Below are 16,610 nucleotides of genomic sequence, written 5' to 3' on the forward strand. Positions count from 1 at the left end.
GAGGCCGTGCAATGGATAGGGGGGAGGGGAGAGGGGGGTCTGGTACGGGGGGAGGGGGTGTGCTCTCTTCTGGCCCCGGACCGTCTCGTTCAGACCTGCCTGTCGCGCCACCGTAATGCCGTCTCGAGGAGCGCACGGGCAGCCGGCGACAGCACGCCCGGTCGATGCATGATCGCCAGGTCGACGAGCACCGGTGGCTCCATCGCGCGGGGGACGACACCGGACTCGCCGGAGTTGTCGACGACGGAGGCGGTGGTCCACGCCATGCCGACACCGGCGGCGACCAGCGGAACCACCGCCTGCCGGTGTGCCGTGACCACACCCAGTTTCGTGCGCCGGGAAGCCCGCCGTAACGCGGCCTCGATGGTGACGCGCCCGAGCGCACCGCTGCTGACGGCGATGACCGGCAGATCGGGAAGAAGTTCGAAGGGCAGAGGATCGGGCAGCGCGTCGGCGGTCTCCTGCCGAAGCGCGACACACAGTTCGTCTGTTTGCAATTGGTGCGACTCGAGGCGGAATGCGGTCCTCTCGTTGGTGTCGGCGGTGTCGAGGTAGCCGAAACCCAGTTCGACGCTTCCGTCGCGCACTGCGCGAGCGACATCCGCCTCGGATTCGAACTCGCTGAGGTGGACGCTCACGCTGGGGTAGGCGAGCCGGAGTTCGCCGATCAGGTCGGGAAGCGGCGACTCGGACGGGCCGGCGGTGGCACCGAGGTCGACGTGTCCGCCGTGCAGTCCGGAGAGTTCGGCGACAGAGGCTTGCGCGGTGGCCACATCCCTGAGTAATTGCCGGGCAGGATCGACCAGCGCAGCGCCCACCGGCGTGGGGACCAACCCGCGGCCGACCCGGTGGAAAAGGGGGGTGCCCATTTCGCGTTCGAGGACGCGGATGGACTGGGACAGTGACGGCTGTGCGAGGTGGAGGGCGGCGGCCGCGCGGACGACACCGCCGTGCTCGACGACGGCGAGGAAGTGCTCGGCCTGCCGGAACTCCATGCCCACCTCGTCACTGCCGTGGCCCCGCGCCCGGGACGGTCATCGCTCCGGGCGGGAAGCGCGTACTCTGTGCTTCTCGCGTGCACAGCCTATCCTCCGGGCTTATTGGCTACCCTCGGGCAGTGGACTCACGTCAGCTTCGGTATTTCCTCGCAGTGGTCGAGCACGGCAGCGTCACCCGGGCCGCTGAGGTTCTCTTCGTCGCCCAGCCTGCGTTGTCGCAGTCGCTGCGGGCGCTGGAGAGTGAGTTGGGGGTCGAACTGTTCCGCCGGGTACCGCGCGGAATGGAGTTGACCGACGCCGGCGCGGCCCTGCTGGGCCCGGCCCGCCAGGTGATGCAGTCTTCGCAGCACGCGGACGAGGTCGTGCGGGGGATCGCCACGTTGGAACAGGGCCGGCTCGACGTGGCGAGCCCTCCGGACCTCGCGGTCGAACCGCTCGCGTCGCTCGTGGCACGCTTTCGCGCACGTCACCCGGGGGTGTGGGTCAACCTGATCGATCCGGGGCCGAACGCCGACGTCGAGAGCCTCCTGCGGAACGCCCGATGCGAGGTGGGTGTCGACTATCTCCCCGCGGACGACGACAAGCTGTCGACGTGTGCGCTCGGTAGGCGCCGCCTCCTGCTGGGGCTGCCTCCCGAGTCTTCCCACACCCAGCCGGAAATCTTCCCGATCGATCGTCTGGCCGATCTTCCGTTGGTGGCGGGTCCGAGGGGTACTGCCGTGCGTGACGAGGTCGAACGCGTCTGTGCCGACAATGGATTCACTCCTCGCGTAGCAGTGGAGGTCGAGCACGAGCACAACGTGTACCTACTTGTTGCGGCCGGGGCCGGTGCCGCCTTCCTGACGGAGTCCGAGGCCCGGCGCTCCGAGAGCCGCGGGGTTCGGGTGGTGCGGACCGAGCCGGAGCTCGGCCACGACTTCGGTCTTGTCTTCCGGCCGGGGCCGCTGTCACCGGCTGCCCGTGCGTTCGTCGACCTCGCGACAGTTTCGCGTGGCGACGCGACCGGCGAAGGGGCCCCTGTCGAGCGTGATCCCTGAGCGAAACCGATAATCGGCGTGTCTGAAGTCCAGTACGGACGCTGTCGACTTCGCGACACGAGACCGTCGTCGGCGAGATCGAATCGGCTGTGCGCCAATGCATAACACTGGTCCGTGTCCCTGGAGTCTTGCCAGGGCGAGCAGCGACGCCTACGAGGGTGTCACGTCATTCCTGGAGAAGCGGTCGTCGCGCGCACGCGCAGCGGCCGCCGCGCCGCCGAGAGCCAGAACGACGAGCAGACCGAATGCGGCATGAAAACCGTGACCGAGGTCGCCGAAGACTGCGGGATCGAGCGAATCGGCGTGCCCGCCGAAGATCGCGGACTTGTCGCTGCCGGTGAGGGGCGCCGTCACCACGGCCAGACACAGGGAGGTTCCGACCGTGTTGCCGAGCATCTGGACAAGCGCTCGGATCCCGCTGACCGACCCGAGCGCGGCCTGGTCACAGCGGCGCAGGATGGTCGCGCCGTTGGCAACGACGAGGGTTCCGGCTCCCGCACCCGCAATCAGCCCACCGCACGCTGCAAGCAGCGCATAGGTGTGAGCCGTTACGGACAGCAGGACGATCAGTATTCCCAGGCTGGTCATGAGAGAGCCGGCGATACCGAGCAAGTAGGCTCCGTAACGACCCTCGAGCAGGCGGTAGCTGATCGACGCGAGCATCGTGCCGATCGAGACCGGCACGACCGCGAGGCCGCCGATCGCCGCGCCGGAGGAGTGCACGGTCTGAAACATCAGTGCGATGAGCAAGACGAGGGGGAACCGCGCCGTGCAGTTGAGGAAGCTCGACACATTCGCCCAGCGAAATATGCGCTCGGCGAACAACGAGAGGTCCACCAGCGGAGACGCCGCCCGTCGTTCCCACCAGATGAAGGCAACGGCGCTGCCCGCGGAGACGCTGAACAGTGCGACGATTCGCAGATCGGTCCACCCCGTGCCGCTCCCGAAACTCAGTGCCGTGATGGCGGTGGTGATGGCGCCGGCGCTCAGTACGGAACCGAGCAGGTCGAGGCGGGACCCGGAGGATTCCGGTGCGTCGTGGGGAAGCACGAAGAAACCGGTGACCACGGCGCAGAGGGCGACGGCGACGTTCGGCCACAGGACCCAGTGCCATCCCAACTGCGCCGCGATGACGCCACCGATGACGGGTCCGAGGAACTGGGCAAGCGAATTGACCGCGAAGTACACCCCCATGGCACCGCCCAGTTGTTTGGGCGGATACGCGGAGGCGATGAGAGCGGCTCCGGTTGCGAACATCATTGCGGCGCCCGCGCCCTGAAATCCTCGGCCCACGATCAATATCCCGGCCGTCGGTGCCGCCGCCGACACCGCGCTGGACAGTGCAAAGAGGCTCACTCCCGACAAGAAGAGACGCCGCCGGCCGACCAGATCGCCGATCCGGCCGAACACCACGAGCAACGAGCACATCGTGACCAGATAGGACAGCAGGATCCAACTGGTCGCCACGGCACTCGGTCGGAGGTCGGCGGCGATCACCGGCAGCACCACGTTCAGGGCGCTCTGGTTGAAACCGCCGAGGAACGCAGTGAACGACGCGATCAGGAGTACCCAGGCAGGCTTGCGTGGGACGGCATGATCCGGCGGGGTCCGCGCGCCGACATCGAGACCACCGGTCACGATCGCCGGTACCCGGTCGAGGGGCTTTCCCTGCGCGAGGCAGGGGCCGTCACGGGACGTTCGACCCGAGTTCGGCGAGCACTTCCTCCGTGTGCTCGCCGAGGCGTGGCGCTCCGAGGGGAGTCGGTTGCCACGGCTGCGTCCCGATGCGGACGTGCGGCGCGGGTTCACGGACGATGCCCAGACCCGGGCGCTCGACCTCGCGGATTGCGCCGTTCGCCCGCACCTGCGGATCGACGAGCATCTCCTCGACCGTGTTGAGCGGCCCGCAGGGAATGTCGGCGTCGGAAAACAGTGTCAGCACCTGGTCGCGGGTCGCGTCCTGGAACATGGCGGTCAGCTGATCGTTGATCGACGTTCGTGCTGCGCGGCGATCGGCCAGTTCGGGGAACTCCTCGATCCACTCCGGGCGCTCGATCGTCCGGCAGAGCAGCCGCCACTGCGCATTGGTGGTGGCCGTGCAGATCAGCCACTTGCCGTCGCCGGCACGCAGAATCTGCGCCACCCTGGTGTTTCGTTCGACCTTCCCGGTGGGAGGTGCGTCGACGAATGTGTCGGTCTGCATCATGTCCGGCCAGAGAAAGGAGATCGCGGTGTCCAGCATGGTGACTTCGACGTGGTCTCCCCGACCGGTGCGGCCACGCTGGACGAGGGCCGCGAGAATACCCTGTGTCAGCGACATCGATGTCAGCTTGTCCGGGAGCAGGTTCGTCACCAATTCTGGAGTGTCTTCGTCCTGCGTGGCGGCCATGGAGGAAACACCCTGGATGATCGGGTCGTACACACGTTGTCCGGCGTAGGGGCCCGTCGACCCGAAGCCCCGCACCGAAGCGGTGATCAGTTTCGGATGTCGCGCACGGAGATCGTCGAGTCCGAGTCCCAGCCGTTCGGCGACACCAGGTCGCCAATTCTCCATCACCACATCCGACTTCGCGATCAGTTCGTGGACCACGCGGCGTCCCTCGTCGGACTTGAGGTCGAGCACAATTCCCCGTTTTCCGCGATTGGCGTTGTAGTACATCGCCGACATTCCCCGGTGCATCGGTGTGTTTCCACGGAGCTGGTCACCGTCGCGGCTCTCGACCTTGATGACATCCGCTCCGAGTTCGGCGAGCATGGTTGCCGAATAGGGTACGGACAGAACCCCGCCGAGATCGAGCACGTTGATTCCGTCGAGCGGGCCCATGGTTTCTCCTCTGGCAGTCCGGTGTACCGCATGTCTCACGTGTGTGTTCACAGTTGCCGACCTCGGCGGGACACGTCAAAGACCAGATTCCTACGCCAGCAATTGGTGCGACCGATCGGTCGGTGCAGGCCTGTCGTACGACTTCGGGGAAATCGGCCCCGACCGGTGCAGTGAACAGCGATTTCCGGCGGGCGTCACCGAAAATGGCCGGTGTCGTCATGCGCTAGCTTGAGCGGGGTGTAGTCACCCGGGGACACTCTGGGGTGCTCCCGACGAATGAAAGGAAAAGCCCTTGAGCTATACGACTTTGCTTTGGGAGGTCGACGACGATGGCATCGCCACGCTTACCCTGCACCGTCCCGACGCCCTCAACGCCTTCACCCTGACAATGGCTCGTGAGCTCGAGCAGGTGTTCCTCGACGATGCACGTGACGACTCCGTGAAAGCGGTGATCGTCACCGGAAGCGGTCGGGCCTTCTGCGCCGGCATGGACCTGTCCGCCGGCGGGAATGTCTTCGGCCTCGACGAGTCCCTCGAGCCGACCCCGAATGAGCTCCGCGACAACCTGACCGAGCCGCCGTACCAGGACACTGTGCGCGACACCGGCGGACGCGTGACCCTGGCAATCCACGCTCTCCCCAAGCCGGTGATCGCCGCCATCAACGGTCCGGCCGTCGGGATCGGCGCCACCATGACTCTGGCGATGGACTTGCGCCTCGCCTCCACCAATGCCCGTGTAGGTTTTGTGTTCGGGCGGCTCGGAATCGTGCCCGAGGCGTGTTCCAGCTGGTTCCTCCCCAGGATCGTCGGCATCCAGACGGCGCTGGAATGGGTGTACTCCGCAGACATTCTCAGTGCCGAGGCCGCGTACGAAGGCCGGCTCCTACGCTCCTTGCACGAACCCGACGACCTCCTACCCGCGGCATACGAGCTGGCCCGGTCGTTCGTCGTCGACCGCTCGCCGGTTGCGCTCGGCCTGGCGAAGCAGTTGCTCTATCGCAACAGCGCCGTGGCGGACCCGCTCGAGGCGCACCTGTCCGACTCGTTGGCCATGTTCTACACCTCGATCGGGGACGGCAAGGAAGGCGTGGCCGCGTTCCTCGAGAAGCGGACCCCCGCCTTTGCCGGGCGTGCATCCGCGCTGCCAGTGGTCTTCTCGGAGGGATGAGGTGGCGCTCGGAAATTGATCCCGTGGTTGCGCCGACGGGCGCAGCCACGGGATCGTCCTGTGACCGCGGGGGGCTATCCGGTGGCCGATTCGAACAGCCGGCGCAGGTTGGCGGGAATCGGCACCGGACGCAGTGCGTCACGGTCGACAAAGACATGCACCCACCGGCCCCGTGCAGCGACCGTCGCGGTCTCGGGTAGCTCGGCAGGATAGAGACCGAGGTCGTAGGTGACGCTGGTGCGGCCCAGCCGGGCGACTCGGATGCCCACCTCGAGGGCCTGTGGGAACTGCACCTGCTCGAAGTATCGGCATGCGGACTCGGCGACGACGCCCACCACCGGGGCGGCGACCGGGTCGAGTCCGGACTGCTCGATGATCCAGCCGTTGATCGCTGCGTCGAAGAGTTGGTAATACACGGCATTGTTCAGATGGCCGTACATGTCGTTGTCGGACCACCGTGTGGTGGCCGTGCGGCGCACCGTGAAATCTGCCACGGTCGGACGCTCTCGTACATCGACTACCTCAGCGGTCATGTGTATTTCTCCGGTCATTTCGGTCTGCACGAATGTGCGAGGACGAGGAAGTGAATCCCACTATAACCAGGTCATCACTCCATGTGGGCTGCATGGGATCTGCAGATCCCCAGGAAGGCGCGAGCGCTGGGGGAGAGCCTGCTGGGCTGGCTGAGGACGAAGGTCTGTCGGGTGATGGAAGGGTCGAATCTCGCGAGTTGGCATCCGAGTGCGGCGGCGATCGTCGCTCGATCCGGGAGAACGATGGCCGCCCCGAGTCCCTGTGTGGCGAGATAGACGAATGTCTCCCGGTGTTCGGTGCGCACGGAGACGGCACCGTCGATGCGGGGATCGAGTTGGCGTAGTTGGCGATGCACGGCAGAGCCTTCCCAGTACGGTCCGACGATGATCCCCCAGTGCAGCAGATCGTCGATTCCGACCGTGGCGGAACGGATCTTCGCGCCGGGTGGGAACACCACCGAGAAGTGCTGTTCTTCCAAAGGCAGGGACGCCAACCCGGCAGGGCCGGAGGGATGTTCGGTGATACCGATGTCTGCGTGGCCGTCCCGGACCGATTCGGCGACCGCTCGGATGGTCCGGGTGCGCGGCTGGTGGACGCTCACCACTACTCCAGGGTGTCGATGACGGAACTCCGCGACCAGACCGGCGAGGGGTTCGACTGCAAGGGTGGGAAGAGATGCGATGGTGAGCTCGCCGGCAAGCATTCCGCGTAGGTCCGCGGCGGCCGCGTGGACCAGCGTCATCGAATGCAGCGCCGACCGGATGGTGCTCTCGAGCGCTGCGCCCGGTTCGGTCAGGCGCACCGGCCTCGAGTGCCGCTGATACAGCTCGATGCCGAGGGACTCCTCCAGCCGACGGAGGGCCTGTGACACGGCGGACGGGCTCATTCCGAGCCGTGCCGAGGCCGCGCCGATACCGCCGTTGTCCAGAACCGCGATGAACACCTCGAGGAGACGGGCGTCTGCAGCAGTGCTATCCATGTTCGGGCTCCGCCTCGATATGCGCGGACACGGCTTCCCGGGCGATCTCGGTGAATGCGGATGCGGATGCGCCGCCGTGGTCGGCCGGTCCGAAGAGGGCGATGGGCTGTGTGATCGGTGGGTCCAGCCGACCGACCCTCAGCCCCAGTGTGTCTCGGGCAAGCAGCGCCTGCCGGTCCGGGAGCACGGCGGCGCCGGCGCCGCCCAGGACGAGCGGTAGAACGGCCTCCTCGTGATCGACCTCGACGGCTATGGAGTGGGCGACGGTGTCGGCACCGGCCAACGCCTCGAGGGCGCTACGACTGGCGCCCCCACGCCGAGAGGTCACCAGTCCGTGATCGAGCAGCGTGCGGATGGAGACGATGCGCGGAGCGTCCTCTTCGTTGTCGCGCGGGAGCACGGCCAGTAGCCGCCTCTCGCCCAACGCCGTTGCGCACATTCCCTGAGGCGGGCGTGCGGCGAAATCGAGCGCGAGGTCGGCCGAGCCGTCTTGGACCAGTTCGACGCCGACGCTGCCGTCGGAGACGGCGCGCATCTCGAGCCACACCTGGGGATACCGCCGTCGGAACGCTCCGAACAGGTAGGTCAGGGGGTCTACCGCGAGCGACGACGGGCACGCGACCCGCAGGGTGCCTGCTTCGTTGCGGGTTACCTGCAGCAATATCGACCGAGTGCGGGCGAGATCGTGGACGACCTTACGGGCGGTGTCGACGAATTCCCGCCCGGCCGGGGTCAGCGCGGTGTGCCGGGAGGATCGCCGAAACAATGCCACTCCCAGGTCGCGCTCCAGCGCCGAAATCGACTGGGACAGTCCAGGTTGGGTCACGCCGAGTTGGGCGGCCCCGCCGGAGATCGAGCCGGCCTCCACGATCGCCAGGAAATGCTTCAGCTGACGCTCCTGCACAGACGCAAACATAAGTGTTTCGTATGGGATTTGGCAAGCACAGCCTCTAGTGCGGAGGACCTGGCGGGTCGATGCTGTTTCCAGCGTCTCAACATCTGGAGGTATTCGTGAACCGCGCCCTGCACACCACGATCTGTGACCGTTTCCGGGCCGAGGTCCCGATCTTCGGTTTCGCCCACTCACTCGAGGTGGTCGCCGCGGTGACCGAGGCCGGGGGAATCGGGATCTGGGGGGCCACGCGCAACACCCCGGACGAGATAGCCGAAGGTCTGGCATGGCTACGCGATCGCGTGGGCGACCTGCCGTACGGCGTCGACCTCGTCCTGCCGTCGGGGATGCCCGAGCGGGACGACCGGGCCGAGTTGGAGGCGCAGATCCCGTTCGGGCACACCGCTTTCGTGGAGTCGCTGCGAGTGAAGTACGACGTGCCCGCCGACGGGTTGCCGGGCAAGAGGTCCAGGTTCGTGCGTTCGCAGCACATGGCCGACCGGCAGTTGCGGGCGGTGCTCGATTCGCAGGTCCCCATCCTGGCCATGGGGGTCGGAAGTCCTTCGGCGGCGGTGAGCGATGCGAAGGACCACGGAAAATGTGTCGTCGCGTTGGTCGGCACTCCCAAGCATGCTCGTAGCGCCGTCGAGTCGGGGGCGGACATTCTGGTGGCGCAGGGTTACGACGCCGGCGCACACACGGGCGAAATCGGCACGTTCAGTCTCGCACCCCAAATCATCGCCCAGGCCGGCGACATTCCGGTGGTCGTCGCCGGCGGCGTCGGATGCGGAACGCAGTTGGCGGCCTCCCTCGCGCTCGGTGCGGTCGGCGTCTGGTTGGGCACGGCATGGCTGTTCACCGAGGAGCATGCGACGCATCCCGTCGTGCTCGACAAACTCATCCGTGCCTCGTCGAGTGATACCACCCGGTTGCGTGCCGACAGCGGGAAGACGTTGCGGCAGATCAAGACGGCGTGGAGTGACGAGTGGGAGTCGTCGACGGCGCCGGATCCGCTGAAAATGCCCTATCAGGACATTCTCGTCGGAGACTTCCTCGGTGCCGTCGAACGACACGAGATTGCCCCGCTCCTCAAGTCCGAGGCCGGTCAAAGCGTCGGATTCTTCAACGAGATCACCACCGTCGCCGACGTCATGGCCCGCTTGACCCAGGACGCCGGCGATGCCCTTGACGCGCTGGCCCGCCGCGCGTCGGCTCTGATCTGAGATGGAGATGCGGCACATGAGCACAACGGACGACACCGCGCAGAGCGACGCAGTCGGCGCCGCGGCGACCAGGTCGCTGGTCAGCCCCCGCACCGCGCGCACAGCCTGGAGCATCACGTTCATGGTGATGTTGTTTCAGATGATCAACTACGCAGACAAGGCGGTCCTGGGCATCGTGGCCCAACCGTTGGCCGACGATCTCGGACTCTCGCACGCGGATATCGGTCTACTCGGCAGCGCCTTCTACATGCTGTTCTCGGTCACCGGCCTGATCGGCGGATTCGTCGCCGACCGGGTCAAGATCGTGTGGATGCTGCTGGGCATGGTGCTGCTGTGGTCGGTGCTGCAGGTTCCGATCCTGTTGATGGGCACCTTCGGTGCGCTGCTCGTGTGCCGTATTCTGCTCGGTGCCGCCGAAGGACCGGCCGCCTCGCTCAACAGCGTCGCGGTCTTCGGATGGTTCCCCAAGGACAAGCGAGCGCTACCTACCTCGATCGTCGTTACCGGTGGATCCTTTGCGAAGGTCCTGCTGGCCCCGATGCTGGCGATCATCGTGGCAACGTTCGGGTGGAAGGCGGCCTTCCTCACCATGGCCGCCATCGGCTTGGTGTGGTCGGTGGCGTGGCTTGTCGTCGGCAAAGACGGACCCTATTCGGTCAGCCGGGCGCGGGAGCGCGCACAGGCATCCAGCGAGACCGGAAAGGTCGCACGGGTCGCGTTCTGGCGCATCGCCATCCGGCCCACATTCTGGGGCGGTGCCGTTGGCATGCTCGCCATCTACGGTTTCGTGGCGGTAGTCCTCACGTGGCTGCCCTCGTACTTCGAACAGGGTCTCGGCTTCAGTCGATTGAACTCCGGGTTCCTGTTCGCCCTCCCCAGCATCACCGGGATCGGCGCACTGCTGATCTCATCCCTCGTCTCGGATCATCTTGTCCGACAGGGTCGGTCCGTCCGGGTCGCCCGTGGCGGTATCGCCGTCGTCGCGTTCGTGCTCTGCGGTGGCATGCTCGTGGTGTTGCCGTACGTGACCGGCACCTGGACGGCCGTCGTGCTGGTGGTCACCGGTTACGGTGTCGGGCTGTCGACCTTTTCACTGATGCAGATCGCGGTCAGTCACATCTGCCCGGAGCGCCAGGTGGCCTCGACTGTCGGTGTATTCGTCGCCGTCTATCAGTCGGCAGGGTTGTTGGCTCCGTGGCTCGCCGGCCGCGTCATCGACGCCGCACCCACCCCCGCGCAGGGCTACGCCACCGCGTTCCAGATGGTCGGACTCGCCGCGATAGTCGGTGCCGTTCTGATCGCGCTGACCGTCGACCCCGAACGCGACCGGGCCCGGATCGCCGCCCTCGATCTGCTGACCCACGCCGACGGGGCCGTCGATGATGCGGTGCTCGTGTCGGGGACCGTCGACGGTACACCCGGCGCACCTGACAGCAACCAGTCGAGAGAAGATCGAGGAGATCGTGCATGAAGTTTCGGGCACTGCAGTCGGCCGGTCCCGCCGATGGCGCACTCGCCGGCATCACCGTTGTCGACTTCGGTCAGTACATCGCCGCCCCGGCCGCTGCCGCCACCTTCGCCGAACTCGGCGCCGACGTGATCAAGATCGAACCACTGAACGGCGACCAGGCACGCCGGATCGGAGTCTTCGGTGACGCGATGATCCGAGCCTGTAACCGCGGCAAGCGGTCGTTGGCCGTCGACCTGCGCGACCCCCGTGGCAAAGACATCGCTCGACGACTGGTCGCCGGCGCGGATGTGGTGGTGCAGAACATGCGTCCCGGTGCGATGGAACGGCTTGGGCTGGGGGTCGAGGACGTACACGCACTCAACCCCCGGGCCGTCTACGCCTCCGTCACCGGATTCGGATCCCACGGGCCGTCCCGAGCACGCGCCGGCCTGGACATCGCCGCGCAGGCCGAGAGCGGGATCATGTCGGTCACCGGTACGGCTGACGGCGACCCGTTGCGGGTCGGGCTGCCGCTCGTCGACGCGGCCACCGCCGACTCATTGTCCCAGGCGATCCTGGCGGCCCTGTTTCGCCGCGAACGGACCGGCCGGGGCGCCGAGATCGAGATTTCGTTGCTGGAGGTCGCGATCCACCTGCAGGCAGCCAACTGGGAAGAGTACTTCGACACCGGGCGGGAGCCGATCCGGCGAGGGAACGGCCAGCCCACGGTGGCGCCGGCAGCGGATGTGATCGGCACCCGCGACGGACACATCGTGCTGTCCGCATACACCGTCGAACACTGGGCGTCGCTGTGCCGCCTCATCGGTCGCGAGGACCTCGTCCACGATCCCCGATTCGGTTCGAACCCGGCTCGTGTCGATCACCGCGCCGAACTGCTCGCGATCCTCGGCGACGTGTTCGGCCGACTCACCACGCAGGAGTGCGTCACCTGGCTTTCCGGCAATGGAATCGTCGCGGGCGCGGTTCGCGGCTACCGTGAGGTCCTCGAGTCCGAGGACGTCGGCGCCAGCGGAATCTTTCGACTCGACCCCCGCAAGGTGGAGGGCGGACGCTACGTGGGATTGCCGTATCAGATCGCGGGTGAACCGCGATCGGTCAGCGGTCCCGCACCGGATCTCGGTGAACACACCGTGTCCGTGCTGTCCGATTCCGGCCTGACCGCCACCGAGATCGACGGATTGCTCGCTGCCGGAGTCGTAGCCCAACCGATCCCCATCCCGATCCACGACGACATCACCGCCTAGGCATCAGCCACCGAAGAGGGAACCACAACATGAAGATTCGCGGAGCCGTTCTCGAGTCGAGCGGCCGTCCACAGCCGTACGCGAAGTCCACACCGATCTCGATCACCGAACTCGAACTCGATCCGCCCGGTCCGGGTGAGGTCCTCGTCCGGATCGAAGCCGCCGGAATCTGTCACTCCGACCTGTCGGTCGTCAACGGGGACCGTCCACGGCCGATTCCCATGCTGCTCGGCCACGAGGCGGCGGGTCGGGTCGAACAGCTGGGCGGCGGCGTATCCGACCTGACGGTCGGTCAGCGCGTCGTGATGGCCTTCCTGCCGCGTTGCAACGACTGCGCCGGCTGCCGAACCGACGGAAAACTTCCCTGCACCCCAGGCGGCGCTGCCAACAACGCCGGAACCCTCCTCGGCGGAGGTATCCGCCTGCATCGCGGCGGCACTGACGTCAAGCACCACCTCGGTGTCTCCGGTTTCGCCACGCATGCCGTCGTCGACCGGCATTCGGTCGTACCCGTCGGGGACGACGTTCCCCCGACGTCGCCGCCGTGCTCGGATGCGCCGTCCTTACCGGTGGCGGTGCCGTCATCAACGCCGGCCGCCCGGAGCCGGGACAAGCGGTCATGATCGTCGGGCTCGGCGGTGTCGGCATGGCCGCGCTGATCACTGCGCTGTCCCTCGACCGAGGCGAGGTGATCGGAGTCGACTCGAATCCCGACAAGCTCACGCAAGCAACGAAGTTGGGTGCGACCGCGGCCTACACCCCGGGGGAAGTCGCGGCGTCGAACATTCAGGCGCCGATCGTCATCGAGGCAGCGGGGCACCCGCGCGCATTCGAGACCGCGGTCGCCGCCACCGGCCCCGGTGGCACCACCGTCACCGTCGGACTCCCCGCCCCGGACACCCGATCCTCGATTTCGCCGCTGGGCCTGGTGGCCGAAGCTCGGACGGTCATCGGCAGCTACCTCGGCTCCGCGGTACCGGCCCGAGACATACCGGTGTACACGCAGCTGTGGCGCGACGGGAAGCTGCCGGTCGAGAAGCTGATCTCGTCCCGGATCGCACTGGCGGACATCAACGCCGCGATGGACCAACTCGCCGACGGTAATGCCATCCGACAAGTCATCCTCTTCGACGAGAATTGACGGAGAATCGACCAACGCTCGCACACCCAGCCGAAGCTCCGGTCGAAAGGTGGGCTGGTTGGTAGGGTCGGTGGCGTTGTGTGAGGACACCGGAGGTGATCGTGTGGCGATTTCCGATGAGCTGGCCCGTGATGCGTATCTGTATGGGTATTCGATCGATGAGGCGTACAAATTCCTCTACGAGACGACCATCGAGCCGGGTATCGCCCTGAATCGGTTCCAGCTTCTACGTGATCTCGCCGACGACACGTACACCGCGCATCCGACGATCAACAACGACACCCTGCATCTGCAGGGGTGGTTCGATGTCGAGGCCGAACCTGTGGTGGTGAGCATCCCGGATTTCGACGAGGGCCGCTACTGGATCCTGCACACGATGGATCTGGGTCATTACACGAACGCCACGATCGGATCGCGTACGCGGGGCACCCGGGGTGGGCGGTTCCTGTTCACGGGCGGCTCGTGGGTGGGCACGGTGCCCGACGGTGTCGACGAGGTCGTGCGCTCGGAGTCGGACCTCATCAAGGTCATGGGCCGCATCATGACCGTCGGTGGCGACGATCTGGAGATCGCCCGCAGTTACCAGGACAGGTGGAAGATCGAAACCCTGTCCGAGTTCCTCGGTGACCCAGCTTCCATCCCGTCCACCCGCGCCTATCCCGACCCGGCGGTGACGAACTGGCTGCAACGCGTCGACTTCGTGCTGAGCCTCGGGTCGATGGCCCGAGCGGACGCGGACTGGCTGACCCGATACCGTGAAATCGGCTTGGGACCCGGAAGAGTCGATGTCACCCCTGAACAGCTCGAGGCCGCCGACCGCGGTGAACGCCTGGGCATGGCACGCATTCGTGAACTCGCGCCGCGGATGACCAACGCCGGACAATTCCTGGGAACACGCGCCGATCTCCAGGACACGCGGCGTGAGGTCTTCGCCATCGGCACCTTCCTCGGGCAGTGGGGCCTGCCTCCGGTCGAGTCGGTGTACGTGAAGGTCGAGACCGGTTCCGACGGTCTGCCCATCAACGGCACGGACGGCAAGACCTACCGCGCACGTTTCCTGCCCCCGCCGGTCAGCGAGTTCTGGTCGTTCACTGTTTACGGCAGCGACGACCGCCTGATGGCGCACAACGCCCTCAACCGTCACAGCCGCGGCGACCGCACTCTCACCCCGGACGGCGATGGCTATTACATCCTGGAGTTGGGCTCCGACACCGAGAGCCACGTGGACGACCCGAACTTCCTGCCCATCCCCACCAAGGACGCCTACCTCATTCTGCGGATGTACGGCCCGAGGCGAGAAGCCCTGGACGGAACCTATCCGACACCTTCGTTCGAGACGTGTTGACCACGAGCCCGCTCCACGGCCGAGCGACCTGGCTTGGCACAGGGTTGCTCAGCGGGTGGGGTCGAGGAGGATCTTGGCGTCGGTAGGCGAGGTGCCGAGGCGCTGGAATGCGTCGGCGACACCGTCGAGGCCCACGTGGCCGGTGATCAATGCGGTCGGGTCGATGGCGCCGGAGGCGATCATCTGCAGGGTCTGTGCGAACTCTTCCGGGGAGTAGTACAGGCAGGCCCGCAGGTCGAGCTCTTTCACGACCGCCTGGGCGGGCTCGATGGATTCGGAATGCAGGTTGATGCCTGCGATCGCGATCCGCGACCCGGGAGGTGCACCCGAGATCATCTGCTGCAGAAGACCCGGAACACCGGTGCACTCGAAGCCGACGGTCGGCCGGAGCGCCGGCTGGCCGGCCAATGCGGTCGGGGCCGCCATCAGTGCCGGATCCTCGGTGGCCGCGGCCTGCATCCAGGCCTGGTAGGGCGAGTCGACGGTCGGGTCGACAACAACATCCGCGCCGAGCTTCATCGCCAGGGCGCGCCGCTCCGGCGACAGGTCGGTTGCCACGATCGGGCCGACGCCGCGTGCGGCGAGCAGCACGATGACGGCGAGTCCGATCGGGCCGCACCCGAGCACCAACGGCACATCGTTGGCGCCGACGTCGGCCCGGTTGAGTGAGTGGAGTGCGACCGCGAGCGGTTCGGTGAGCGCTGCCGCATCGCTTGACACGTTGTCCGGCACCGGAATCAGCAGCGCCTCGGAGAGCAGCATGCGCTGCGCGTAGGCACCGGGGGCTTCGATTCCTGCGAAGCCGAGCATCACCGGCTGGTCGCGCAGGAGGAACGGTACCGACACCACCCGAGCTCCGACCGGGAGCTTCTGCTCGGTGCCGGGACCGTACGAGACGATCCTGGCAACGAACTCGTGCCCGAACACGATCGACTGCGACAGGTCCAGCATCGGGGTGCCGAAAGCGCCTACCGCAGCACGATTGAAGTCCTCGCCGTGTGTGAGGCAGCTCTTGTCCGAACCGCAGATTCCGCTCGCGATCACCTCGACCAGAACCTCGCCCGGGCCCGGCACCGGCTCCGGCACCTCGATGACCGACAGCGTGGCGTCCTGCATGGCGACCGCGCGCATCACACCTCCCTCGAGGTGAAGTCGGCTGCGCCGCCGCCGATGTAGTTGATCGGGCCCAGGTTCTGTTCGGCCGACAGCACATCGGTGAGGTGGCGGATCATCGCGGCGTCGAGGACGGAATGGAACGTGCCGTCGTCGTTGAAGTTGACATTCGCCCCCGACACCCGGAACAACACGACGGTGTCCTCGGTGTTGGAGTCCGGGCATGCCAGCGTGTGCACCGACGCACCGGGTTCGTACAGGTAGGACCCCGCGATCTGCTTCTGCTCCGGGTACTCCAGGTAGTGCCAGCTGCCGCTGATCGTCCACGCGTCGACAGCGCCGGTGTGGTAATGCAGCGGGATCTTCGCGCCCGGCGCGAACGTGGCCAGTACGACCCATTCGCCGTTCTCCAGATCCAGTCGCAGCGGCTTGAAGTGTACGCCCGGACCCAGCGAATTCTCTATCAGCGGTGAGTCGTTCACGTTCACCGTGAGAAGTTCACCCTGTGGTAGCGCAACCAGCGGCAGCATCGCGCCGGTGACGGTGACGGTGGTGGCCGGGCCGGGGGCGGCGGCGAGGGTCATGTTCGGAACCTTTCGATCGGGCTGGTGTGGCATTCACCATCATCGCGGGCGACCGAC

Annotated in this window: 14 protein-coding genes and 1 pseudogene; 7 read left to right on the forward strand and 8 right to left on the reverse strand. The window is 66.6% G+C overall.

The genetic code is table 11. The features are described from left to right. Positions 1 to 89: 89 nt before the first annotated feature. Positions 90 to 995 (reverse strand): LysR family transcriptional regulator, encoded by a 906-nt coding sequence (locus tag ACFU5V_RS24500; protein ID WP_378702654.1) that lies wholly within the window; start codon positions 993 to 995, stop codon positions 90 to 92. Between the two features lie 122 nt (positions 996 to 1,117). Between ACFU5V_RS24500 and ACFU5V_RS24505 the strand changes: the two genes are divergently transcribed. Then, positions 1,118 to 2,035, forward strand: coding sequence for a LysR family transcriptional regulator (locus ACFU5V_RS24505; RefSeq protein ID WP_378702656.1), 918 nt, complete (start codon positions 1,118 to 1,120; stop codon positions 2,033 to 2,035). 150 nt (positions 2,036 to 2,185) lie between these two features. Here ACFU5V_RS24505 and ACFU5V_RS24510 read toward each other — a convergent pair whose 3' ends face one another. Together ACFU5V_RS24510 and ACFU5V_RS24515 are read right to left on the reverse strand one after the other, a co-directional pair. Beyond that, a complete protein-coding gene (locus ACFU5V_RS24510) occupies positions 2,186 to 3,673 on the reverse strand; it encodes an MFS transporter (RefSeq protein ID WP_378702658.1) in 1,488 nt (495 codons plus the stop codon). A gap of 49 nt (positions 3,674 to 3,722) precedes the next feature. Next, a complete protein-coding gene (locus tag ACFU5V_RS24515; protein ID WP_378702660.1) occupies positions 3,723 to 4,859 on the reverse strand; it encodes a CaiB/BaiF CoA transferase family protein in 1,137 nt (378 codons plus the stop codon). Positions 4,860 to 5,151: 292 nt separating this feature from the next. Between ACFU5V_RS24515 and ACFU5V_RS24520 the strand changes: the two genes are divergently transcribed. Beyond that, positions 5,152 to 6,027, forward strand: a complete 876-nt coding sequence (locus ACFU5V_RS24520) for a crotonase/enoyl-CoA hydratase family protein (protein WP_378702662.1) — start codon at positions 5,152 to 5,154, stop codon at positions 6,025 to 6,027. A 74-nt stretch (positions 6,028 to 6,101) separates the two neighbouring features. Here ACFU5V_RS24520 and ACFU5V_RS24525 read toward each other — a convergent pair whose 3' ends face one another. The 3 genes from ACFU5V_RS24525 to ACFU5V_RS24535 form a co-directional block, all read right to left on the reverse strand. Next, positions 6,102 to 6,560 (reverse strand): acyl-CoA thioesterase, encoded by a 459-nt coding sequence (locus tag ACFU5V_RS24525; RefSeq protein ID WP_378702664.1) that lies wholly within the window; start codon positions 6,558 to 6,560, stop codon positions 6,102 to 6,104. Positions 6,561 to 6,634: 74 nt separating this feature from the next. After that, a complete protein-coding gene (locus ACFU5V_RS24530; RefSeq protein WP_378702666.1) occupies positions 6,635 to 7,540 on the reverse strand; it encodes a LysR family transcriptional regulator in 906 nt (301 codons plus the stop codon). Further along, positions 7,533 to 8,456, reverse strand: coding sequence for a LysR family transcriptional regulator (locus ACFU5V_RS24535; protein WP_378702668.1), 924 nt, complete (start codon positions 8,454 to 8,456; stop codon positions 7,533 to 7,535). Before ACFU5V_RS24535 ends, ACFU5V_RS24530 begins: the two co-directional genes overlap by 8 nt. A 95-nt stretch (positions 8,457 to 8,551) precedes the next feature. Here ACFU5V_RS24535 and ACFU5V_RS24540 point away from each other — a divergent pair, with 95 nt between their 5' ends. The 5 genes and pseudogenes from ACFU5V_RS24540 to ACFU5V_RS24560 all read left to right on the forward strand — a co-directional run bounded on the left by ACFU5V_RS24540 (position 8,552) and on the right by ACFU5V_RS24560 (position 14,856). Next, positions 8,552 to 9,655 carry an NAD(P)H-dependent flavin oxidoreductase gene (locus ACFU5V_RS24540; protein ID WP_378702670.1) on the forward strand — a complete coding sequence of 368 codons (1,104 nt, stop codon included), beginning with the start codon at positions 8,552 to 8,554 and terminating at the stop codon, positions 9,653 to 9,655. 16 nt (positions 9,656 to 9,671) lie between these two features. Next, positions 9,672 to 11,126 carry an MFS transporter gene (locus ACFU5V_RS24545; RefSeq protein ID WP_378702672.1) on the forward strand — a complete coding sequence of 485 codons (1,455 nt, stop codon included), beginning with the start codon at positions 9,672 to 9,674 and terminating at the stop codon, positions 11,124 to 11,126. Then, positions 11,123 to 12,370 carry a CaiB/BaiF CoA transferase family protein gene (locus tag ACFU5V_RS24550; RefSeq protein ID WP_378702674.1) on the forward strand — a complete coding sequence of 416 codons (1,248 nt, stop codon included), beginning with the start codon at positions 11,123 to 11,125 and terminating at the stop codon, positions 12,368 to 12,370. The genes ACFU5V_RS24545 and ACFU5V_RS24550 overlap by 4 nt, the downstream gene beginning before the upstream one ends. 29 nt (positions 12,371 to 12,399) lie before the next feature. Further along, a pseudogene (locus ACFU5V_RS24555) lies at positions 12,400 to 13,511 on the forward strand (alcohol dehydrogenase catalytic domain-containing protein). 103 nt (positions 13,512 to 13,614) lie between these two features. Further along, positions 13,615 to 14,856, forward strand: coding sequence for a DUF1254 domain-containing protein (locus tag ACFU5V_RS24560; RefSeq protein WP_378702678.1), 1,242 nt, complete (start codon positions 13,615 to 13,617; stop codon positions 14,854 to 14,856). Positions 14,857 to 14,904: 48 nt separating this feature from the next. Here the strand turns inward: ACFU5V_RS24560 and ACFU5V_RS24565 are convergent, their stop codons facing one another. Together ACFU5V_RS24565 and ACFU5V_RS24570 are read right to left on the reverse strand one after the other, a co-directional pair. Further along, positions 14,905 to 15,987 carry a zinc-binding dehydrogenase gene (locus ACFU5V_RS24565; protein WP_378702680.1) on the reverse strand — a complete coding sequence of 361 codons (1,083 nt, stop codon included), beginning with the start codon at positions 15,985 to 15,987 and terminating at the stop codon, positions 14,905 to 14,907. Next, positions 15,987 to 16,553, reverse strand: coding sequence for a 2,4'-dihydroxyacetophenone dioxygenase family protein (locus ACFU5V_RS24570; protein ID WP_378702682.1), 567 nt, complete (start codon positions 16,551 to 16,553; stop codon positions 15,987 to 15,989). Before ACFU5V_RS24570 ends, ACFU5V_RS24565 begins: the two co-directional genes overlap by 1 nt. Positions 16,554 to 16,610: the final 57 nt, after the last annotated feature.

Source organism: Rhodococcus sp. NPDC057529 (assembly GCF_042802055.1).
GTDB lineage: Bacteria > Actinomycetota > Actinomycetes > Mycobacteriales > Mycobacteriaceae > Rhodococcus_F.